This window comes from Planococcus salinus, from assembly GCF_003719725.1.
GTDB classification, from domain to species: domain Bacteria; phylum Bacillota; class Bacilli; order Bacillales_A; family Planococcaceae; genus Planococcus; species Planococcus salinus.
On the sequence record NZ_RIAX01000001.1, the window covers coordinates 1 to 21,398 of the forward strand.

Here is a 21,398-nt window from a genome sequence, read left to right on the forward strand (position 1 = left end):
GTTCGGGCTTACTGTATTGATGCGGACACCGTTTTGCAATTCGATGGCTGCCGATTGGGTAAAGGCTGCGATCCCTCCATTAGCCATGGCCGATGATGTGCCTTTTGCGATTGGATCATCCAACATGACTCCGGCAGTTAATGTAAAGCTGCCACCCGCGTTTATGTAATGTTGGCCGATCAGCACCAGGTTGATCTGGCCTTTCAGTTTGCTTTCGATTGCTTTTTCATTCAGCTCTGGAGTAAGCTCGCTCAACTTGCCGAAATGGGCAGCTCCTGTTGTGCTGATCACTGCATCAATATCAGGAACTTCTTTATACATCTGTTCGATGCTGTCCACCGAAGTGATGTCTACTCTGATATCTCCGCTTGATGGACTGGCTGTAATCACTTCGTGTTCCTCGCTTAATAGATCAACCACCGCTTTACCTACAGTTCCCGTTCCGCCAACTACGACAATCTTCATCACTATCACTGCTCCTTTGAAATAATTTTCATTCTCTATATACTACTGGTTTTCATTTCCTGAAGAAAGTATTCTGAATCGTCTGTCCAATTATTTATCTTGAAAGTGCTCTGTCATTTTCTAATGAGAAGATAGATGGCACTTATTTGATTCACATCAAGGCATCTCCGTCCGGTAACATATATGCTGAAGATGGAGGTGGTTTCATGAAACGATTACTGATCTTATTATTTACATTGCTTCTTGTGGCATGCAGTGCTGAAGCGGAAGTCCCCGTTTTGCCGGATCCTTCCCCTGATCAGAATATGCAGGCTTCGAGCGCCGGCTTGTCAATTGAACTGCTGGAAAGCACATTCGATGGGCCGCCTTCGGTCATTGAAACGGTCCTCCATAATGACAGCGGAAAAGATTACGGGCTGGGCGATTATTATCATATTGAAATCAATAAAGAAGGAAAATGGTACATGATCATCCATTCCGATGCCGTCTTTCTGAACAATCCCAACTTGAAAGACTATGGGGCTGTATTAGCGAATGGACATGAAATCAGGCAGGTGTTTTCAATCGACGACGTGGGCATCACTTTGGTGCCGGGCGACTATCGTTTGGTGAAAACGTTTATGTCGGACAGTTCACCATTCCACGAAATATCCGTGGCAGCGCCCCTTACAGTGGAATGAACAACTACCTGCATTGGAGGTGAGTTGAAAGAGCGACTGGCCAGGCAGCCCATCGTTCTTTTTCATTTTAAGCAGGTTTAAAGAAAGGAGTTTAGAGGTATGTTGAGGGGATGAAGGTGTAGAACAGAAAAAAGAAATTCTTAGCAATCCACTACCGAAAAAGCGAGGGATGCATATGTTTGAAAGTACAGGCGGCCGTTACGTCATCGATTTATTGAAAGAATGGAAAGTGCAGCATATTTATGGAATGCCCGGTGACTCCATTAACGAATTGATGGAAGAGCTGCGAACAGAAGACGACATTCGGTTTATCCAAATCCGTCATGAAGAAACCGGGGCGCTGGCAGCTTCTGCCTATTCGAAGCTGACCGGCCATATCGGTGTCTGTTTGTCGATTGCCGGACCGGGTGCTGTTCATCTGCAGAACGGATTATACGATGCCATGAAAGACAAGACGCCCGTGCTGGCGCTTGTCGGTCAAGTCACCACCTCATCTGTAGGGACTGATGACTTTCAAGAGTTGAAGCTGGAATCGATGTTCGAAGATGTATCGGTCTTTAACCGGCGCGTCCAAACAGCCGAGCAGCTGCCCGATATGCTGAATCAGGCGATTCGGGCAGCGTACGCAGAGAAAGGCCCTGCAGTGCTTGTGGTTTCCGATGATTTGTTCAGCACCAAGATCAAACGGGAAAAAGCGCTGACGTCTTCGGAATATTCCAAGCCGAACATCAGAGCGGCGGAAGAAGATTTAAGAGATGCCGCAAAACTGCTGCAGGCGGCAAAAAAGCCCGTCATCCTGGCAGGTAAAGGAGCAGACGGGGCGGTCCCTGAAGTGCTCAAATTTGCTGAAAAGCTAAAGGCGCCACTCATCGCATCACTGCCATCCAAAGGAATGATTCCGGATGACCATCCGCACAATCTTGGGCAGCTGGGTCAATTGGGTACAAAACCCGCTTCAGAAGCAATGAAAGAAGCCGATCTCATTGTCCTTGCGGGCACATCGTACCCTTATCGTGAGTATCTTCCAGACGATGCACCAGCTGTTCAGATTGACATCGATCCCCGCGTGATTGGGAAATATTATCCTTCGACGGTAGGGATTGTTGGAGAACTGGGTCCCGCGCTTACTTGGCTGACGCAGAACCTGGATGAAAAAGATGAAGGGTTTTTACACACATACATCGAAAAGAGGAAAGAGTGGCATCTGCAATTACAGGCTGATATTGACAAAGAAACAGCCATGCTCCAACCACAGCAGGTATTGGGAGAAATCCAGCACATCATGGAAAAAGACGCGGTGGTGTCTTTGGATGTCGGCAGCATCACAATTTGGACTGCCCGCTATTTAAAATTATCCAAGCAAAAAATGGTGATTTCAGCATGGCTGGGCACGATGGGATGCGCGCTGCCCGGTGCCATTGCCGCGAAGCTGGCTTACCCTGACAAACAAGTGATTGCCATTGTCGGGGATGGCGGGTTTTCCATGGGCATGCAGGATTTTGTTACAGCCGTCAAGTACGATTTGCCGATGATTGTCGTGGTCTTCAATAACCAGAAACTTCAATTGATTGAAGACGAGCAAAAGCAGGCTGGCAATAAACCGACGAATGTCGACCTCGCCAATATCGATTTTGCTTCTTTTGCCGATGCCTGTGGAGGACAAGGTTTTACGGCCAAGACGCGTGCGGAACTGAAAGAAGCGTTGGCGAAAGCGAAAGACAGCCGGAAGCCGGTTGTCATCGATGCCTATGTGGAGGATATCTCTTCTATATAAGTTGAACAAAAGAATAATTCTTTATCTAACGCTTCGGCGCTTTGGACATAAACCGGTGCTCCTGTCTCTGCATCGCTGCGCTAGCTTCGAGACATGAAAAGGCGTTGCATCGCTTCGCTGCTTCGTCGCAAAGGCATCGGCCAAACTACCTTTGGCCAATACCTTTCCCGCCATAAGCCGAGAAGACCACTCGTCTTATTGCTCCGTCCAGTCCGGAGTCGCGCCGGCGCTGAGAGAAGTCGCTAAAGATATGGAGCAAAACAGCGAAGACGCCCAGGGGACCAAGCGAAGTGGTGAGATCCACTCGGGCGTTAAGCCCGAGTTAGCTCAGCGCGAGCCCCCAGGCAAGCGAAGCTGTTTTGCGGAATATCGATTACTAAAGAGTATTAGTTCAACTTATATATAGTCTCCGTATAATTGTTCTGAGGCTGGAGATACGATAAAACAGGAAGTGTACTTTATCAATAGTTTCAGAAAAAGAAAGGAAGGCGAAGCCAGTTGACTACGAAAATGACAGCACTTGGATTTTATAAACCGGGACCTCAATCAGAACCGCCTGCATTCGAGGCGGTTGAAATGGAAAGACCTGCAGCAACAGGAAAGGATCTACTTGTCGAAGTCCGCGCAGTATCAGTGAATCCGACTGATTACAAGACGCGCGATACGAAAGATCCGGACGACGATTCTCTGACAATTGTCGGGCGTGACGTTGCCGGCGTCGTCGTGGAAACCGGAGAAGACTGTTCCCTGTTTCAAGTGGGAGACGAAGTATTCTATGCCGGCACCAACGTTAGAGCGGGTGGCCATAGTGAATTCCATCTCGTTGATGAACGGATTGTCGGCAAAAAACCGAAAAGCCTTGATTTCGCCCACGCGGCCGCCTTGCCATTGACGAGTCTTACTGCGATGGAAGCCCTTTTTGTGCGCCTCGGGATTTCCAGAAGCCCGGAAGACAATGCAGGGAAGAATATTTTGATCATCGGAGCTGCCGGCGGGGTAGGTTCCGTAGCGACACAGCTCGCCAAATTGATCGGATTGACAGTTATCGGTACCGCATCCCGTTCCGAAACGATCGAGTGGGCGAAAGACCATGGGGCCGACTACACGATTAATCACCATGAGCCATTGAAACCACAATTAGAGGAACTCGGCATCGAAGGCGCACACTACATCTTCTGCCTGACAAACGTCGATGACCATATGAAAGGCATGGCTGATGTCATTTTGCCGCAAGGAAAGATCTGTTCGATTTTGCCGACTTTCCAGCCACTGGCCCCTGCCTTGTTCGGTAAAAGTGTTACATTCGTTTATGAGCTGATGTATACACGTTCGATGTTCCAGACTGAAGACATGATTGACCAGCATCATTTGCTGAATGAACTGGCCGACTGGGTGGACACCGGAAAAATCCGTTCCACGATGAATGAACAACTGGCTCCCATCAATCCGACAACGCTGAAAGAAGCATACGAAAAATTAATGACAGGCCGGACCATTGGGAAGATAGTATTGGAAGGTCCTGTGGAAAAATAATAGGGGAGCAGGAGGGAAAGCCCTTCTGCTCTTTTTACAGCGAATAAGTACTGAAAAGGAGGCAAAGCGGCACAATGATTGAGCTGAGAAAATTTGAGCGTCAGGACTTTTCGCAATTGATCGATTGGATTACCAGTCCTGAATTTTTACTGCAATGGGGAGGAGCAAACTTTGATTTCCCGTTAACTGAAGAGCAGCTGGAGAAGTACCTGTCAGAAACAACGGGAGAAGAGCCGGCGATTCTGGCATTTACAGTTGTGCATCAGAAAACCGGCAACGCAATCGGACATATTTCCCTGGCGAAAATCGACAGAAAAAATAAGTCTGCACGTGTCGGGAGAGTGCTGGTGGGAGACGAATCCGTCAGAGGACAAGGGATCGGCCAACAAATGATGAACAAGATCGTCCAAATCGGATTTGATGGCCTCCAGCTCCACCGCGTAACGCTCGGTGTCTACGACTTCAACAAACCGGCCATTGCCTGTTATGAAAAAGTGGGCTTCAAAAAAGAAGGACTGCTGAGAGACGTCAGCAGAATCAACGGCGGCTATTGGAGCTTATGGGAAATGAGCATGCTGGAAGACGAATGGGCCAAGAAAAAGGAAGAAAACAAAAAACAAGACAATGGATAGTCAAAATCCATTGTCTTGTTCTATATAAAGGATTAAGAGTTTCCAGGCTGCCGCTTTTTCTCAATTGCCACCAGAAACGGCGGCGAATGTTTTTGGTTGATGAATCCGTATTGCATCACATCATAAGCAACTTGCGGGAGCTCCTGTACATACTTCATGACAGCGTCGCGTTCTTCGCTGCCGCCTTCATGTCCCGAGTAAATGACCACCAGCACAAGTCCGTTTTCCTGTAACAGCTCCAGGCATTGCCCTATGGCGCTCACCGTACTTTTCGCTTTTGTAATGATCCGGTGGTCGCCTTTTGGCAAATAGCCCAGATTGAAGACCGCTGCCGATATTGGTTCTTTCACATACCGGCTGATTTCCGCATGGCTGTCGTGGATTAATTTGACATGCTCGAATGCTTCCACGCGTTTCTGGGTCGCTTCAATGGCTTCCTTCTGAATATCAAAGGCGTAAACTTTGCCCGATTCGCCGGTCAGCCCCGCCAGAAAGTGGGTATCGTGGCCATTGCCGGCAGTGGCATCAATAACGGTGCCCCCGGGAGTCACTGCTTGTTCGAGCAAAGATTTGGTGAACGGCAATACACGCTGCAATGTCATGCTTTCACGCTCCCAAAAAACTGCTTGCCCTGCCAGCTGTTTCTTCGTTCCAGTTCCGCATCGATGCCGTTCAAAACGTCCCATTTGTTGACGCTCCACATTGGCCCGATCATTAAATCGATCGGACCGTCTCCTGTAATCCGCTGGACGACCATCTCCGGTGGCAGCACTTCAAGTTGATCCGCGACCAGGTGAATGTATTCCTGTTTCTCCAGAAATTCGACCATGCCTTTTTCGTATTGCTTGACCATCGGAGTTCCTTTCAGCAGATGCAGCAAATGGATCTTGATGCCCTGTACATCCAGTTTAGCCACTTCGCGCGCCGTCTCCATCATCATGTCTTTGTCTTCCATCGGCAACCCGTTGATGATATGTGTGCAGACGCGGATGCCGCGGTCACGGAGTTTGGCCACTCCCTCCACGTAGGATTCGAAATCGTGGGCACGGTTGACAAGCAGCGCCGTTTTCTCATGGACGGTCTGCAGTCCGAGTTCGACCCATAAATATGTACGCTCGTTCAAGTCCGCCAAATAATCGACAACATCTTTCGGCAGGCAATCGGGGCGGGTCGCAATGCTCAAGCCGACAACGTTTTCCTGTTCCAGTGCTGCTTCAAATTTTTCTTTGATGACCGGAAGAGGGGCGTGCGTATTGGTATAGGCCTGAAAATAAGCCATGTATTTGCCGTCTTTCCATTTGCGGTGCATATTCGATTTGATTTTTTCAAATTGAACGGGGATCGGATCGACGCGGTCGCCGGCAAAATCGCCTGACCCTGCCACGGAACAGAATGTGCAGCCGCCATGTGCCACTGTACCATCCCGGTTTGGGCAGTCAAAGCCGGCGTCCAAGGCGATTTTCATCACTTTACATCCGAAATGGTCACGCAAATGGCGGTTCCATGTATAATATCGTTTGCCGTCAGAAGAAAAAGGCAAAGTGGTTTTCATTGTCAACAACTCCTCTTACAGACATTGTAGCACGTCGAAAAATCAGGCTACAACGGCTGAAAAATCTGACTTTCCGGCAGTCGAAATAAATTTCTTGTAGAGGCTGTGAAAAAGGAATACAATGTCTCTTGGAATTGATAACGAAGGAGAGACGAAGATGCCAAAAAGCGTTTGGCTGTTAATCATTGGAATGTTTGTAAATGTTACAGGGCATTCGTTTTTGTGGCCGCTGACTACGATATATATGCATGATCATTTAGGGAAATCTTTGACACTTGCGGGATTCGTACTGATGGCCAACGCAGGAGCCGCCGTCATCGGGAATTTGACGGGCGGATTGATGTTTGACCGTATAGGGGGATACAAATCCATCATGTTTGGAGTCGTCGTGACTTTGATTGCGCTGAGCGGACTCACCGTCTGGCATGAGTTTTTGCCGTTTGTCGTTTTTTACACCATCATCGGCTTTAGCGGAGGTGTGGTTTTTCCGAGCATATATGCCATGGTCGGAACCGCCTGGCCGGAAGGCGGAAGAAAAGCGTTTAATGCCATTTATTTGGCCCAAAACGTCGGTGTAGCGGCAGGACCGGCGATGGCTGGGATTTTGGCAACTTACAGTTTTAATTATATATTCATGGCGAATCTGGGGATGTACATTTTGTTCTTTTTCATTGCGTTGGTCAGTTATCGGAACATGGCCATCTCGACAATTTCACATACCAGTGTTTTCAATGAAGGAAAAAAGATCAAAAACCGTGCTCCGTTCTTCGCGCTGCTTATTGTCCTGGTCGGCTATTTGCTGTGCTGGATCGGTTATGTGCAGTGGCAGTCGACGATTTCCGCATATACACAGGAGATCGGCATTTCGCTGACACAATACAGTTATTTATGGACGCTGAACGGCTTGCTTATCGTCTTGGGACAGCCAGTGATCCGACCGGTGATCAAGCGGATTGAACACAACATCAAGAGCCAATTGGTCATCGGTATTTTCATCATGATGGCTTCGTACGTGGTGGTCGCTTTTGCGCAGGACTTCAGTATGTTTGTCGCTGCCATGGCCATTCTGACTCTCGGAGAAATGTTCGTCTGGCCGGCGGTTCCGGCACTGGCCAATCATTTGGCGCCGAAAGGCCGGGAAGGTTTTTATCAGGGAATTGTCAACAGCGTGGCGACGGGTGGACGGATGATCGGTCCTTTGCTTGGCGGAATCATGGTCGACTTCTACGGTATGCCGGCTTTGTTCATTTTGATTTCGTTCTTGTTGATCCTCGCAGTGGCCGCTTCTTTGCTGTATGACGTGCCATTGAAACAAACTAAAAAAGAGCAGCTGGACGAAAGTTATGTCCAGTAACAGGAAGCCGGCGGCAAAGAAACTTTGTTGCCGGCTTTTTCGTCATTTGCTCCGCTGGCCAGCCCACAGCACTTTTCCCGTGTTGCCTTTTAAATGATTGTTTGTTTAAATGAAAGAAGAAAGCGCTTTACATACCAGGTTTTATTTTACACAAACATAAAGGAGGGACTGCGGGTGAAACCGATTTACGGTTCTGCAAAAGAAGCAGTTGAACAAATACAGGACGGTGCGACCATCATGGTTGGCGGATTCGGTTTGGTTGGAATTCCGGAACAATTGATATTGGCGCTGGTGGACAAAGGAGTTACGGATTTGACGATCATTTCCAATAACTGCGGCGTTGACGAATGGGGGCTGGGATTGCTGCTGAAAAACAAGCAGATTAAAAAAATGATCGGCTCCTATGTCGGCGAAAACAAAGAGTTTGAAAGACAGGTACTGTCCGGAGAAATCGAAGTGGAACTGACGCCGCAAGGAACGCTGGCGGAAAAAATGCGTGCAGGGGGAGCAGGAATTCCTGCATTTTTTACACCGGCAGGAGTCGGTACACTGATAGCGGAAGGAAAAGAGATCCGTGAGTTCGACGGTAAGGAGTATGTGCTGGAACATGCATTGAAAGCGGATTTTGCATTGGTTCGTGCCGCTAAAGCCGATAAAATGGGCAACCTGGTTTATAACAAGACAGCTCAGAACTTTAATCCACTGGCTGCCGCAGCCGGACAAGTGACGATTGCCGAAGTGGAAGAAATTGTGGAGACTGGCGATATCGATCCAAACCAGGTGCAGACACCGAGCATTTATGTGCAGGGATTGATCCAGGCAAAACAGGAAAAACGAATTGAGCGGTTGACGACTCGCACTGTATAAGAAAGGAAGTGGAGATCTGTGGATAAAAAATCAGTAAGAGAACGCATTGCAAAACGTGCGGAAAAAGAAATCAAAGACGGCGACTATGTCAACCTGGGCATCGGCATGCCGACACTCGTGGCGAATTTTATTTCCGATAATAAGCAAGTTGTACTGCAGTCGGAAAATGGATTGCTGGGCATCGGGCCTTATCCGACTGAAGACGAAGTCGATCCGGATCTGATCAATGCCGGAAAAGAAACTGTTACGACAATTCCCGGTTCTGCTTTCTTTACCAGTGCCGAATCGTTTGCGATGATCCGCGGCGGCCATATCGACGTCGCTATTCTGGGCGGCATGGAAGTGGCCGAAAACGGCGATTTGGCAAACTGGATGATTCCAGGAAAAATGATAAAAGGTATGGGCGGGGCGATGGATCTGGTGCACGGAGCCAAAAAAGTCATTGTCATCATGGATCATGTATCCAAAGATGGTTCCCCGAAAATAAAAAAACAATGCGAGTTGCCGTTGACCGGTAAAGGAGTCGTCGATAAAATCATTACAGAGCGTGCAGTGATTGAAGTGACAGACACAGGGCTCGTCTTGTCAGAAGTGTTTGAAGGGTTCACGGTGCAGGATATCATCGATTCAACGGATGCTCCGTTGAATACGGACAACGTCAAAGTTTGATAACTATTGCCAAAAATCCGGGACTCGTCTAAAATGAATATCAATAGCAAATGACAGTGAAGAGGATCAGTAAATTGTTTTTGTTCCACAGAGAGCCGGCGGATGGTGCGAGCCGGTGAACAAGGCAATTGAAACTCGCCTTGGAGTCAGTGTATGTGAAATTGAGTAAGATGCATCGTTTCCCCGCGTTATGGGTACAAGTTGAGCGAGCGTTCGCTAATTTGGGTGGTACCGCGGGAAACTCCCGTCCCTTATTCACAAGGGACGGGAGTTTTTATATTTGAGGAGGATACGAAGATGACTTTCAGACATAAAGAAGTAGAGAAGAAATGGCAGAAATACTGGCAGGAAAATAACACATTCAAGATGGAAACCGATACATCCAAACCGAAGTTCTATGCATTGGATATGTTCCCGTATCCGTCGGGTGCCGGTCTTCACGTCGGCCATCCGGAAGGCTATACGGCGACGGATATTTTGAGCCGTGTCAAACGTATGCAGGGATACAATGTGCTTCATCCGATGGGCTGGGACGCTTTTGGCCTGCCGGCAGAACAATACGCGCTCGACACCGGGAATGACCCGGCTGAATTCACTGCAAAAAATATTGCCACGTTCAAGCGCCAAATCCAGGAACTTGGCTTTTCCTATGATTGGGACCGCGAAATCAACACAACGGATCCAGGCTATTACAAATGGACACAATGGATTTTTATTCAGCTGTACAAAAAAGGTCTGGCCTATGTTGATGAAGTGGCGGTCAATTGGTGTCCGGCACTGGGAACTGTGCTTGCCAACGAAGAAGTGGTCGACGGTGTATCCGAACGCGGCGGCCATCCCGTGGAACGCAAACCGATGCGCCAATGGGTGCTGCGCATAACGGAATATGCAGACCGCCTGCTGGAAGATCTGGACGAGCTGGACTGGCCGGAAAGCTTGAAAGATATGCAGCGCAACTGGATCGGCCGTTCGGAAGGGGCGGAACTGGAGTTCAAAATTGATGAAACAGATCATTCCTTCCGGGCATTCACTACCCGTCCGGATACGATTTTCGGCGCGACATATGCGGTATTGGCGCCGGAACACGAACTGGTTTCTGACATCACGACGGCTGAACAGAAACAGGCCGTTGAAAGCTATATTGACGAAGTGAAAACGAAAAGCGACTTGGAGCGCACCGATCTGGCCAAAACGAAATCGGGTGTCTTCACAGGCGCTTATGCCATCAATCCGGTGAGCGGTGAAAAAATGCCGATCTGGATTGCCGATTATGTGCTGGCTACATACGGTACTGGGGCCATCATGGCAGTTCCGGCTCATGACGAGCGTGACTATGAATTCGCCAAGCAATTCGATTTGCCGATCGTCGAAGTTGTGTCAGGCGGAGATATTGAAAACGAAGCCTATGCAGGAGACGGGAAGTTGATCAACTCTGATTTCCTGAATGGTTTGAATAAAACCGAAGCCATTGAAAAAGCCATCGAATGGGCAGTGGAACACGGTGTCGGTGAAAAGAAAATCACTTACCGTCTGCGCGACTGGCTGTTCAGCCGCCAGCGCTATTGGGGTGAGCCGATTCCAATCATCCACTGGGAAGACGGCACAATGACGCCGGTCGAGGAAAAAGATCTGCCGTTGACGCTTCCGGTTACATCTGACATCAAACCGAGTGGCACAGGCGAATCACCGCTTGCCAATATTGAAGAGTGGGTCAATGTTGTTGATCCCGAAACCGGCATGAAAGGCCGCCGTGAAACAAATACGATGCCGCAATGGGCGGGAAGCTGCTGGTATTACCTGCGCTTTATCGATCCGAATAACGACGACATGCTGGCGGACCCGGAACTGCTGAAACACTGGCTGCCGGTCGATGTTTATATTGGAGGCGCCGAACACGCCGTTCTTCATTTGCTGTATGCACGTTTCTGGCATAAAGTGCTGTATGATATCGGTGTTGTTTCGACAAAAGAACCATTCCAGAAGCTGTTCAACCAAGGCATGATTCTGGGTGAAGGCAACGAGAAAATGTCCAAATCCAAAGGTAATGTCGTCAATCCGGATCACATCATCGAAAGCCACGGGGCAGATACGCTTCGCCTCTATGAAATGTTCATGGGACCGCTGGATGCATCCATCGCCTGGTCGACAAACGGGTTGGAAGGGGCGCGCCGCTTCCTTGACCGCGTCTGGCGTTTATTCGTAGAGGAAGACCAATTAAGCAGCAAGATTGTTGAAGCGAACGACGGCAAATTGGAAAAAGTCTATCACCAGACGGTCAAAAAAGTGACGGACGATTTTGAAGGGCTTCGCTTCAATACGGCCATTTCACAAATGATGGTCTTTATCAATGAAGGCTATAAAGCCGATGCGATTCCGAAAGAATACGTGGAAGGCTTTGTGAAACTGTTGTCGCCGATCGCTCCTCATGTTGCAGAAGAACTGTGGGAGAAATTGGGTCATAGCGGAACCGTCACATATGAAGAATGGCCTCAGTATGACGAAGCCAAATTGATCGACGACGAAATCGAAGTCGTTGTTCAAGTGAACGGCAAAGTGAGAACCAAATTGGTCATCGCCAAAGACAGCACGAAAGAACAGCTGGAGGCAGCCGCACTTGCCGATGAGCAAATTCAAAAAGCAGCGGAAGGCAAACAAGTCCGCAAAGTCATCGCCATTCCAGGGAAACTGGTCAATGTGGTAATTGGATAACAGAACGTTTGGCTCAAAAGTCGTTGAAAAACGCTTTTGAGCCATCTTTTTTTCCAGTTTTTTCATTTACCTTCCTTTGGGGGCGAAATACTGTCTCTTAGCCGAAAAATACGTTCCAAACTGGCAGAAATACTTTCCCTTAGAATGAAAATACTTTCCGCGCCGAATAAAAGCAAAAAAAGAAGCCAGTTGCGACAATGCAACTGGCTTCTTTCAATATTTAATCCACCATTTTCGCAAATGCTGCAGCGCTTCTTCCGGCGACATTGCCGGTCACTAAAGCGGATGTGATATTGTACCCGCCGGTGTAGCCGTGGATATCCAAAATCTCGCCGCAGAAATAGAGGCCGGGCTTTTTCCTGGAAGCCATTGTCTTCGGCTCAATTTCCTTGATGGAAACGCCTCCGCCTGTGACAAACGCTTTTTCGATGGATTGCGTGCCATTGACAGTCATCGTAAACGACGTCAATTGTGTGGCCAGCGCACGAACTTTATCGCTCGCAAGTTCCGCTCCGGTAATGGAGGGGTCGATTCCGGCGCGCTCCATCAGAAACAGAAGCCAGCGTTCCTGCGCCAAACTTTTCCAGACATTTTTAACGGACTTCTTTGGTTCATCTTTCATCATTTTGAAAAGCAGTTGAAAAGCCGATTCCACGTTCTCATCCGGCAGTGAATTGATGCGCATATCAACAGGTGCACCGCCGTTTTTCTTCATTTCCTTGACGACGAATTGGCTGCAGCGCAGAATGGCGGGGCCGCTCAAACCGAAGTGGGTGAACAGCATGTCCATCTGGTGGGTGACGAGTGCCTTGCCTTTTTTATTCAACACGGAGACGGCGGCGTCACGAAGTGCCAGACCCTGCAGTTCACGGCTGACAATGAACGGCTCTTTTGACAATAGCGGAACTTCGGTCGGATACAGATCCGTCACCGTATGTCCGGCTTTTTCCGCCCATGGATAGCCGTCTCCTGTGGAACCGGTTTGCGGAACCGCTTTTCCGCCGACCGCTACGACAATCGCTTTGGCGGTGTATTCTTCGCCCGAATGCAGGCGCACGCCGGCGACTTTGTCATCGGTCATCAATAATTTCTTGACCGGAGAATCCAGCAGCACGGTCACATCCAGACGGTCCATTTCACGGAACATGGCATCGGCCACATCCTGAGCGCGGTTGGAGACAGGGAACATGCGGCCGTGGTCTTCTTCTTTCAAGGCCACGCCGAGCCCTTCGAAAAATGCAATGATGTCTTCGTTATTGAACACCGAAAACGGGCTGTGCAAAAACCGTCCGTTGCCGGGAATATTTTTGACGATTTCTTCAAGTGGCAGACGGTTGGTGACGTTGCAGCGCCCTCCGCCGGAGATGACCAGTTTCTTTCCAAGTTTCTTTCCCTTTTCGATCAATAAAACCTTTTGCTTATTGGAGGCCGCAGCAATGGAGGCCATCAAACCCGACGGTCCGCCGCCGATAACAATTACATCATACATAAGTTAAAACTCGCTTTCTTTTGATGTTCAGCATTCTCGCGTACACTGAAACTGATTGAGTAATTTCTGCGATAGGTGTAAACTATCGTGTAGATTGATTTTACAACGAACTAGTCAGGAAGTGCAAAATGTCAACACTTATTAAAGGAACCGCTATTTTAACACTTGGTTTATTTTTATCGAAAATCCTTGGTGTGGTTTACATCATTCCATTTTACAGCATGGTTGGGGAAGAAAACATTGGCCTGTACCAATATGCATACATACCATACAATCTGATGCTGTCGCTGGCAATTTCAGGAGCGCCGATCGCATTTTCGAAATTTGTCGCGAAGTATAATTCGCTTGGCGATTATGAAACCGGCAGAAGGTTGTTGCGCTCGGGGCTTTTGACCATGATGCTGACCGGCTTTATCTCTTTTCTGATAATGTATCTGTTTGCGGGGCCACTCGCACAGCTTACTATTTCCGAAGATGAAAAAATCTATTCTGTCGAAGACGTGACATCAGCGATTCAGTGGGTCAGTTTTGCATTGATCGTCGTACCGTTCATGAGCCTGTGGCGCGGGTTTTTCCAGGGTTATAATTTTATGCTGCCGACAGCGGTATCGCAGCTGATTGAACAAATCGTCCGCATTTTGTTTTTGCTTGGCGGATCATATGCTGTTCTTTACATTTTTGGAGGCACACCGAAAACTGCCATCCAGTTTGCGGTATTGTCAGCGGCAATCGGTGCACTTGGCGGTGTAGCGGTGCTGTTTTATTTTTGGAAAAAGAAAAAGCCGGAGTACAATGAGCTGCGTGCCAATTCCGTCGAATCCTATGACGTGGGACTGCGTGACATGTACAAAGAAATTATCGTCTACGCTGTTCCGGTTGTGTTCCTTGGCATCGCCAATCCGCTGTTTCAATTCGTCGATTTGCTGACATTCAACCGGGCGATGAATGCGGCTGGCAACCTTTCAGAAGTCGACCTGCTGGGCATTTTGAATCTGACCGCCCACAAACTGGTGATGATTCCGGTTATGCTGGCCACCGGATTTTCGATGGCGCTGATTCCGTTGATCACCAAGTATTTTACGAAAAACGAACATCATTTGGTGACACGGACACTCGACCAAGCGTTCCAAATCCTGTTGTTCCTGACTGTACCGGCGGTCATCGGCATGACGATGCTGTCCGATGAGCTGTATCATGTGTTCTATGAAGTGAGTGATATCGGCTCTGAAATCCTTGCCCATTATTTGCCGGTGGCGATTTTGTTTGCCATGTTCCCGGTGACCGCGTCGATTCTTCAGGGCATCAATCAGCAGAAATGGATCATCCTGAATTTATTGACCGGATTGTGGCTGAAACTGCTGCTGAATATCCCGTTGATCGAGCGTTTTGAAACGGATGGAGCCATTGCAGCGACAATCATCGGCTATGTCGTGGCCATCGGTATGAATATTGCTGTTATTTCCGTAACATTGAATTATAAATCCGCATTGGTCATCCGGAGAACAGGTTTGATCATCGGATTAAACCTTGCCATGGCCGCCGCAGTTTTCGCTGCAATGCTCGGACTGGATCAATTTATCGGTCTTGAATCAAAAATGCATTCAATTGTCCGTATCGTTATAATCGGAGGAGTGGGTGCCGCAGTTTATGGGTTCCTGAGTTTGAAAACAGGCATTGCCCAAAAACTGTTCGGTGAACGCTTAACGAAGTATACACGGAAATTCGGCATGTAATAGGAGGGTATTATGCGCATTGACAAATTCCTGTCGAATATGGGGTTCGGTTCTAGAAAAGAAGTAAAGGTTTTGCTGAAGTCAAAAGCTGTGGAAGTGAACGGGACGATGGTCAAAGACCCAAAAATTCACGTCAACGAAACTGCAGATACGGTTTCTGTGGACGGAGAGCCTGTGCAGTACAAAAAGCACATTTACTTAATGATGAACAAGCCGCAGGGAGTCGTATCGGCTACAGAAGACAACTACGATCAGACGGTGGTCGATTTGCTTGGAGAGCAGGAACGGCATTTTGGGCCGTTTCCGGTGGGACGTCTCGACAAAGATACTGAAGGGCTTCTGCTGCTGACCAATGACGGACAGCTGGCCCATGAATTGCTGTCACCCAAAAAGCATGTGGACAAAACTTATTTTGCTAAAATAAATGGCATAGTAACTGATGAAGATGGCGAATCTTTCCGAAGTGGGGTCATGTTGGATGATGGTTATGTCACCAAACCGGCTCAGCTGAAAATTCTTGTGAGTGGCCCGATGTCGGAAATCGAATTGACGATTACAGAAGGGAAATTTCACCAAGTCAAGCGGATGTTTCAGAGTGTAGGAAAAGAAGTGGTGTATTTGAAGAGGTTGTCAATGGGGCCGTTGCAGCTTGATCAGAAGCTGGGGTTGGGACAGTACCGGCCTTTGACTGAACAGGAGCTTGAGCTGTTGACACGAAAAAAGTGACCGCGACGTGCGGTCACTTTTTTCGTTTAAGGAAATTCTCAGGGTGTCTTGGTTTTTCTCAGGAAGTCATTTTCACTTTCTTTTGCGTCGTTGTCCATTTGCCGCGAGTTGGACTCGTCACCAAATCGTTAAAGGCTAACACATTCAAATCTCTTTGAATGGTGCGAGGAGTGATGCCGAATTCATCGACTAAATCTTGCGTAGTTACAGTTCCGTTGGTACGGATGTACTTATACATATCTTTAATTCGATTGAGCATGCGATCAGTTGTAGGTTTCACTTAGAGAACCACTCCTTCATCTTTTTTCCCATAGGCAAAGACTAGCGGACGAAGTGCCGAGGTCTACTCAGCTGATTGAAATAAATGCCAAAGACAGCCCCTTTTCTTAAAAATTCTGTCAAGTCTGTTTATTTGACAATTTGATTATATCGAAAAAACAATGGTAAATCCACTTTTTCTTCCGAATTCACATAAACTTAACATAAAAGAGACAGAATTTTTGTCCAAATCTGATGAAGGTTCTTTAATTTATATTAAAAAAGTGTACAATGGTTTTAACGAAAAAAGGTATGATTGATATGCCGCAGGACTTTTCAATGTTTTGTTTCATGTCCGAAAATTAATAATGAACCGAGTAAATACATATTCTTACTAGGCGATAAAAGGAGTGTGGAACATGGATTGGCAATTGGAAGCAGAAAAAAGGCAGGGCGATATGCTGCGTGAATTGCAGGAACTGATTGCGATTCCAAGTGTGTTAAGTGAAGAAGCGGCACCGGATGCTCCTTTTGGAAAAGACGTGAAACGGGCGTTGGAGTGGTTTTTAAAAAAAGGAGAAGAAAACGGTTTTCAGGTGAAAAACGTGGATCATGTCGCAGGCCACCTGGAAATCGGTGAAGGTGAAGAACTGCTCGGAATTCTGGGGCATATTGATGTGGTTCCTCCAGGCGGCGGCTGGACAAAAGATCCTTTCGGCGGAACCATCGAAAACGGCAAATTGTTCGGACGGGGGGCAATTGACGACAAAGGGCCGACCATTGCAGCCTGGACAGCTTTGAATATTGTCAAAGACGCCGGAGTTGAGTTTGACAAGCGTGTGCGCCTTATCATCGGGACGGACGAAGAAAGCGGCTTTCGCTGTGTAAAGCAGTATTTCCAAAAAGAAGAAATGCCGACGATCGGTTTTGCGCCGGATGCCGATTTCCCCATTATCAATGCGGAAAAAGGCATTGCAGGACTGGTGTTTTCAAAATCTTCGTTTTCCCAGGAAGATGTACTCGCCACATTCCATTCGGGAAACCGTACGAATATGGTGCCTGATTTGGCGGAAGCTACAGTCAACGGAGAGCTTTCCGAATGGCAGAGCGTTTTTGATCAATTCTGCCAACAACATAATGTAACGGGAGCGGCTGAACAGCAGGAAGAATTCGTGCGGCTGACAGTACACGGCAAAGCGGCTCATGCGATGGAACCGGATCATGGCATTAATGCCGGAGTATTGCTGGCGCTTTTTCTAAAGGACCGGTTGACAGGAGACGGCAAAGAGTTCGCCGATTTTCTCACGGAAAATTTCCACGATGACACCAGAGGGCAAAACCTGGGATTGGCCTATTCGGATGAAACTTCCGGCGATACGACGTTCAATGCCGGCATCATCCGTTTTGACTGCGAAAAAGGGGCTACAATCGAAGTGAGCATGCGCTATTCTGTGAGCTTTCCGTTTGAGGAAAAGATGGAAACTTTCCAGACAGAAGGGTTTTCCTGGAATGTCCATTCCAACTCACCGCCTCATCATGTAGACGCTGATGATCCGTTTATCAGAACTTTGCAGAATGCCTATGAACGCCAGACGGGAAGTCCGGCCGAACTGCTGACAATCGGCGGCGGTACTTATGCGCGGGTGCTCGACAAAGGTGTTGCGTTCGGCATGCTGTTTCCTGGCGAGCCGGATGTGGCGCATCAGGCCGATGAATTTGTGGACATTGCCAATTTGACGAAAGCTACAGCCATTTACGCGGAAGCGATTTTTCAACTGGCTTGCAGGAAAAAAGAAGAAACATAAGAAATATCAAAAACAAGGAAAGAGGGATTGACGATGGAATGGATATTGCATAACGATCAATTTATTCAGGAAGAAGATTTAAAAATTTCGATGGAAGACAGAGGCTATCAATTCGGTGATGGGATTTACGAAGTGATCCGTGTCTACGAAGGGAATCTGTTTACAGCAGAAGAACATATCGACCGCTTTTACGAAAGTGCAGAGAAAATCAAAATCGTCATTCCTTATACAAAAGATGTGTTTCACAAATTGATGTATGATCTGGTGGAAAAAAACGAAATAGATAACGGCATAGTATATGTTCAAATGACAAGAGGCTGTGCACCGCGTGTGCATCAATTTCCGGCGGATTGTCCTCCGGTGATTGTCGCCAATACAAAATCGATGGAACGGCCTGTTGAAGCAATGCGCTCAGGTGTGCAGACGAAATTCGTGGAAGATGTCCGCTGGCTGCGCTGCGACATCAAGAGCCTGAATTTGCTGGGCAATGTTCTGGCTAAACAGGAAGCGTATGAAGAAGGATTATTTGAAGCGATTCTTCACCGCGGAGAAACGGTGACAGAAGGCTCGTCTTCGAATATGTACGGCATCAAAAATGGCGTACTCTACACCCATCCTGCCACAAATCTCATTTTGAACGGCATTACACGCCGGGTGATACTGGAACTTTGCAAAGAGCAGGGGATTGAAGTGCAGGAAACAGCGTTTACTAAATCTGAAGCGCTGGAAATGGATGAGTTCTTCATGTCTTCAACAACATCGGAAGTAATGCCGATCATTGCTATTGACGGTCACAAAATTGGCTCAGGGGTTCCTGGGGAATTAACGAAAAAACTTCAAAAAGCCTTTGAGGAAAAATTAAAGTTAACAGGCAATGTGAATGTCTGACAAGCAATAGAAAAGTGACTGGCTGAAGCCGGTCACTATTTTTTTGTGCCTGCTCAAATGATAAACTGATGAGAGGTGATTATTTTGTCAAAGCATTATTTTATCGGCATCAGTATCCCGTTGCCAGTCGCGAAGAAATTGGATGACAAAAGAAAAGAATGGAACTTGAAGAGCCATAAGCGCTACACACCGTTTGTGGATATGCACATCACGCTGCTGTTTATCGGAAATGATCCGAACGGAGAAATTGAGGCAGTGGCAAAAGCATTGGAAACGGTCAAGCAAGCACCTTTTGAACTGGTGATCAACGGTGTGGAAACGTTCGGCAATCCAAAGACTCCGCGGATCATCTATGCTTCTCTGCAGGAAAGCGAGGAGCTTAATCGGTTGCATGAGCAAATCCAGCAAACGGTTCTGCCGTATCACTTAAGCCCGGACACCAAAAGGTTTGTGCCACATATTACACTCGCCGGGAAATGGGCGGGAGGGCCACCCATCAGCGGAGAACTTGAAATTGAGCCTTTGTCTTTCAGCGTGAACGAATTTTCCTTGTTTGAAATCCATCCCCGGGAAGTGCCACGATACATCCCGATAGCTACGTATCCATTAACAGAAGGCGTGTAAAGCTTGTTTCTGCTACGGTGAGAAGCAGCCCAAAGCCTCAAAAGGTGAGGTCAAATGAAGATAGCATTCATCATTAATCCGGAAGCCGGAAATGGGAAATCAGTAAAGAAATGGCGGGCTTTTGAAAAGACTATTCATTTTCCATATGAAAAAACTGTGACACGCTATCCAGGCCATGCCATCGAGATTGCAGAATCATACCGCCGACGAAAAGAAGAGTGGTTGCTGATCGGCTTTGGCGGCGATGGCACATTACGGGAAATTATTGCGGGAGCAGCAGGAAGCGGGCAGTTGATCATTGGTTTTATCGCGGCAGGGTCCGGAAACGATTTCGCCAGAGGATTCCAGGTATTTCGCAATGCGGATGAAATCGTCGGATTCCTGAATGACCCAAAATTCCGGAAAGAAGATTTAGGCGAGTTTTCGAATGGCCAGTCGTTTCGTTTTGTCAGCAGTTCCGGCATCGGGTTTGATGCGGAGATTTCTGTCCTCGTCAATCGCTCTCCGATGAAGAAATGGCTGAATACGATTCGTTTGGGCAAACTGGTATATTTAATATACGTCATCAAAACGCTGATCCGATTCGATAAATTTCGACTGATTGTAGAAGAAAGCGGGACAACTTCCTGTTATAATGATGTGTGGTTTGCGACTGTCAACAATCAGCCGTATTTTGGCGGCGGCATGAAAATTTCGCCTCAGTCCAAAACGAACGACGGTTTATTGGAGCTGACAGTTGTCCATCAGATTTCCAGATTGAAACTTTTGTTTGTTTTCGGTACTGTATTTACAGGAAAACACACCCGGTTTAAAGAAGTCATTCAATTCAGCGGAAACGCCTTTCGTCTGAATACAGAGAAGGAAGTTTTTCGGCATGTCGATGGCGACTTCGCCGGAAAGACACCGAAAGATAATTTCGTCACTTATTCCATAAGCAGGCAACATTGGAATTCAGCAAATACAGAATAGAAAGAGGATGCAAAATGAGAGCACGTTATAAACCATGGGCTGCGGATTTGATCGAGTCCCATCCGGAAATCATTATTCCCGATCCGGAAAACTTCAGAGGCCGCTGGCATGAAGTATTTGGCAATGACCACCCGCTTCACATAGAAGCTGGCACTGGAAAAGGCCGTTTTATAATTGGCATGGCCAAAGCGAATCCGGAGGTCAATTACATTGGCATCGAATTGTTCGACAGTGTAATTGTCACTGCACTTGAAAGGGTGTTGGAAGAACCGGCAGGAGTTCCGAATTTGCGTTTGCTGCGTGTAAACGCAAAAGACTTGGGAGAATACTTTCAGCAGGGGGAAGTGGACCGGCTGTATTTGAATTTTTCAGATCCTTGGCCAAAGACCCGTCATGCCAAACGGCGTTTGACACATGAAAGTTTTTTGAAATTATACGAAACCGTTCTGCCAAGTGAGGGAGAAATTCATTTCAAGACCGATAACCGCGGACTTTTCGAATATTCACTCACGAGCATTTCTGAATATGGTATGTTATTAAAAGATGTATCGCTTGATTTGCATGCCAATGAGCCGGAATGGAACATCATGACCGAATACGAAGAGAAGTTTTTGAAAAAAGGCCAGCCGATTTACCGGCTCGAGGCGCAATTTCAAAGCAACTAATTCTGT

General features: G+C 47.6%; 20 protein-coding genes and 1 other annotated feature. Of the genes, 15 read left to right on the top strand and 5 right to left on the bottom strand.

Annotation, left to right across the window (positions count from 1 at the left end):
* Positions 1 to 465, bottom strand: a 465-nt coding sequence (locus EEX84_RS00005) for a short chain dehydrogenase (protein ID WP_123163530.1), incomplete at its 3' end; no start/stop codon positions are given.
* A gap of 206 nt (positions 466 to 671) precedes the next feature.
* On the opposite strand from EEX84_RS00005, the gene EEX84_RS00010 reads away from it, so the two are divergent.
* From EEX84_RS00010 to EEX84_RS00025, 4 genes are all read left to right on the top strand, one after another.
* Positions 672 to 1,145 (top strand): immunoglobulin-like domain-containing protein, encoded by a 474-nt coding sequence (locus tag EEX84_RS00010; protein WP_123163531.1) that lies wholly within the window; start codon positions 672 to 674, stop codon positions 1,143 to 1,145.
* Positions 1,146 to 1,320: 175 nt separating this feature from the next.
* Positions 1,321 to 2,919: a pyruvate oxidase gene (locus EEX84_RS00015; protein ID WP_123163532.1), complete on the top strand. Its 1,599-nt coding sequence runs from the start codon at positions 1,321 to 1,323 to the stop codon at positions 2,917 to 2,919.
* Positions 2,920 to 3,429: 510 nt separating this feature from the next.
* Complete coding sequence (locus tag EEX84_RS00020; RefSeq protein ID WP_123164011.1) at positions 3,430 to 4,452, top strand: zinc-binding alcohol dehydrogenase family protein; 1,023 nt, start codon at positions 3,430 to 3,432, stop codon at positions 4,450 to 4,452.
* A gap of 74 nt (positions 4,453 to 4,526) precedes the next feature.
* A complete protein-coding gene (locus EEX84_RS00025) occupies positions 4,527 to 5,084 on the top strand; it encodes a GNAT family N-acetyltransferase (protein WP_123163533.1) in 558 nt (185 codons plus the stop codon).
* A 32-nt stretch (positions 5,085 to 5,116) separates the two neighbouring features.
* On the opposite strand, the gene mnmM is transcribed toward EEX84_RS00025, so the two are convergent.
* Positions 5,117 to 5,686, bottom strand: a complete 570-nt coding sequence (gene mnmM / locus EEX84_RS00030; RefSeq protein ID WP_123163534.1) for a tRNA 5-(aminomethyl)-2-thiouridylate-methyltransferase MnmM — start codon at positions 5,684 to 5,686, stop codon at positions 5,117 to 5,119.
* Complete coding sequence (gene mnmL / locus EEX84_RS00035) at positions 5,683 to 6,636, bottom strand: tRNA modification radical SAM protein MnmL/YtqA (RefSeq protein ID WP_123163535.1); 954 nt, start codon at positions 6,634 to 6,636, stop codon at positions 5,683 to 5,685. The genes mnmM and mnmL overlap by 4 nt, the downstream gene beginning before the upstream one ends.
* A 157-nt stretch (positions 6,637 to 6,793) precedes the next feature.
* Here mnmL and EEX84_RS00040 point away from each other — a divergent pair, with 157 nt between their 5' ends.
* From EEX84_RS00040 to leuS, 4 genes are all read left to right on the top strand, one after another.
* Complete coding sequence (locus tag EEX84_RS00040) at positions 6,794 to 7,990, top strand: MDR family MFS transporter (RefSeq protein ID WP_123163536.1); 1,197 nt, start codon at positions 6,794 to 6,796, stop codon at positions 7,988 to 7,990.
* Positions 7,991 to 8,164: 174 nt separating this feature from the next.
* Positions 8,165 to 8,857 carry a CoA transferase subunit A gene (locus EEX84_RS00045; RefSeq protein ID WP_123163537.1) on the top strand — a complete coding sequence of 231 codons (693 nt, stop codon included), beginning with the start codon at positions 8,165 to 8,167 and terminating at the stop codon, positions 8,855 to 8,857.
* A gap of 18 nt (positions 8,858 to 8,875) precedes the next feature.
* On the top strand, positions 8,876 to 9,526 hold the full coding sequence (locus EEX84_RS00050) for a 3-oxoacid CoA-transferase subunit B (protein ID WP_123163538.1): 651 nt from the start codon (positions 8,876 to 8,878) through the stop codon (positions 9,524 to 9,526).
* A gap of 47 nt (positions 9,527 to 9,573) precedes the next feature.
* Positions 9,574 to 9,781: a binding site (T-box leader), on the top strand.
* Positions 9,782 to 9,823: 42 nt separating this feature from the next.
* A complete protein-coding gene (leuS, locus tag EEX84_RS00055; RefSeq protein WP_123163539.1) occupies positions 9,824 to 12,235 on the top strand; it encodes a leucine--tRNA ligase in 2,412 nt (803 codons plus the stop codon).
* A gap of 220 nt (positions 12,236 to 12,455) precedes the next feature.
* Here the strand turns inward: leuS and EEX84_RS00060 are convergent, their stop codons facing one another.
* Positions 12,456 to 13,724, bottom strand: a complete 1,269-nt coding sequence (locus EEX84_RS00060; RefSeq protein ID WP_123163540.1) for a BaiN/RdsA family NAD(P)/FAD-dependent oxidoreductase — start codon at positions 13,722 to 13,724, stop codon at positions 12,456 to 12,458.
* A 128-nt stretch (positions 13,725 to 13,852) separates the two neighbouring features.
* Here EEX84_RS00060 and EEX84_RS00065 point away from each other — a divergent pair, with 128 nt between their 5' ends.
* A complete protein-coding gene (locus tag EEX84_RS00065) occupies positions 13,853 to 15,457 on the top strand; it encodes a putative polysaccharide biosynthesis protein (protein ID WP_123163541.1) in 1,605 nt (534 codons plus the stop codon).
* A gap of 12 nt (positions 15,458 to 15,469) precedes the next feature.
* Positions 15,470 to 16,183, top strand: a complete 714-nt coding sequence (locus tag EEX84_RS00070) for a pseudouridine synthase (RefSeq protein WP_123163542.1) — start codon at positions 15,470 to 15,472, stop codon at positions 16,181 to 16,183.
* A gap of 58 nt (positions 16,184 to 16,241) precedes the next feature.
* On the opposite strand, the gene EEX84_RS00075 is transcribed toward EEX84_RS00070, so the two are convergent.
* The gene (locus EEX84_RS00075) at positions 16,242 to 16,463 is read right to left on the bottom strand and encodes a DeoR family transcriptional regulator (protein ID WP_123163543.1); all 222 of its coding nucleotides are present in this window, start codon (positions 16,461 to 16,463) and stop codon (positions 16,242 to 16,244) included.
* Positions 16,464 to 16,860: 397 nt separating this feature from the next.
* On the opposite strand from EEX84_RS00075, the gene pepV reads away from it, so the two are divergent.
* The 5 genes from pepV to trmB all read left to right on the top strand — a co-directional run bounded on the left by pepV (position 16,861) and on the right by trmB (position 21,392).
* Positions 16,861 to 18,246, top strand: a complete 1,386-nt coding sequence (gene pepV, locus EEX84_RS00080; protein ID WP_123163544.1) for a dipeptidase PepV — start codon at positions 16,861 to 16,863, stop codon at positions 18,244 to 18,246.
* Between the two features lie 33 nt (positions 18,247 to 18,279).
* Complete coding sequence (dat, locus tag EEX84_RS00085) at positions 18,280 to 19,134, top strand: D-amino-acid transaminase (protein WP_123163545.1); 855 nt, start codon at positions 18,280 to 18,282, stop codon at positions 19,132 to 19,134.
* 84 nt (positions 19,135 to 19,218) lie between these two features.
* Positions 19,219 to 19,758: an RNA 2',3'-cyclic phosphodiesterase gene (thpR, locus tag EEX84_RS00090; RefSeq protein ID WP_123163546.1), complete on the top strand. Its 540-nt coding sequence runs from the start codon at positions 19,219 to 19,221 to the stop codon at positions 19,756 to 19,758.
* A 54-nt stretch (positions 19,759 to 19,812) separates the two neighbouring features.
* A complete protein-coding gene (locus EEX84_RS00095; protein ID WP_123163547.1) occupies positions 19,813 to 20,727 on the top strand; it encodes a diacylglycerol/lipid kinase family protein in 915 nt (304 codons plus the stop codon).
* Positions 20,728 to 20,741: 14 nt separating this feature from the next.
* Positions 20,742 to 21,392 carry a tRNA (guanosine(46)-N7)-methyltransferase TrmB gene (gene trmB / locus EEX84_RS00100; RefSeq protein WP_123163548.1) on the top strand — a complete coding sequence of 217 codons (651 nt, stop codon included), beginning with the start codon at positions 20,742 to 20,744 and terminating at the stop codon, positions 21,390 to 21,392.
* The last annotated feature ends 6 nt before the right edge of the window (positions 21,393 to 21,398 follow it).

What these genes read in the sequence shown, in the direction of transcription:
- EEX84_RS00070 (WP_123163542.1), top strand. Translation starts at nt 15,470, where the DNA reads ATGCGCATTGACAAATTCCTGTCGAATATGGGGTTCGGTTCTAGAAAA.
- EEX84_RS00060 (WP_123163540.1), bottom strand. Translation starts at nt 13,724, where the DNA reads ATGTATGATGTAATTGTTATCGGCGGCGGACCGTCGGGTTTGATGGCC.
- trmB (WP_123163548.1), top strand. Translation starts at nt 20,742, where the DNA reads ATGAGAGCACGTTATAAACCATGGGCTGCGGATTTGATCGAGTCCCAT.
- dat (WP_123163545.1), top strand. Translation starts at nt 18,280, where the DNA reads ATGGAATGGATATTGCATAACGATCAATTTATTCAGGAAGAAGATTTA.
- EEX84_RS00095 (WP_123163547.1), top strand. Translation starts at nt 19,813, where the DNA reads ATGAAGATAGCATTCATCATTAATCCGGAAGCCGGAAATGGGAAATCA.
- EEX84_RS00015 (WP_123163532.1), top strand. Translation starts at nt 1,321, where the DNA reads ATGTTTGAAAGTACAGGCGGCCGTTACGTCATCGATTTATTGAAAGAA.
- leuS (WP_123163539.1), top strand. Translation starts at nt 9,824, where the DNA reads ATGACTTTCAGACATAAAGAAGTAGAGAAGAAATGGCAGAAATACTGG.
- mnmL (WP_123163535.1), bottom strand. Translation starts at nt 6,636, where the DNA reads ATGAAAACCACTTTGCCTTTTTCTTCTGACGGCAAACGATATTATACA.
- mnmM (WP_123163534.1), bottom strand. Translation starts at nt 5,686, where the DNA reads ATGACATTGCAGCGTGTATTGCCGTTCACCAAATCTTTGCTCGAACAA.
- EEX84_RS00065 (WP_123163541.1), top strand. Translation starts at nt 13,853, where the DNA reads ATGTCAACACTTATTAAAGGAACCGCTATTTTAACACTTGGTTTATTT.
- EEX84_RS00020 (WP_123164011.1), top strand. Translation starts at nt 3,430, where the DNA reads ATGACAGCACTTGGATTTTATAAACCGGGACCTCAATCAGAACCGCCT.
- EEX84_RS00025 (WP_123163533.1), top strand. Translation starts at nt 4,527, where the DNA reads ATGATTGAGCTGAGAAAATTTGAGCGTCAGGACTTTTCGCAATTGATC.
- pepV (WP_123163544.1), top strand. Translation starts at nt 16,861, where the DNA reads ATGGATTGGCAATTGGAAGCAGAAAAAAGGCAGGGCGATATGCTGCGT.
- EEX84_RS00040 (WP_123163536.1), top strand. Translation starts at nt 6,794, where the DNA reads ATGCCAAAAAGCGTTTGGCTGTTAATCATTGGAATGTTTGTAAATGTT.
- EEX84_RS00010 (WP_123163531.1), top strand. Translation starts at nt 672, where the DNA reads ATGAAACGATTACTGATCTTATTATTTACATTGCTTCTTGTGGCATGC.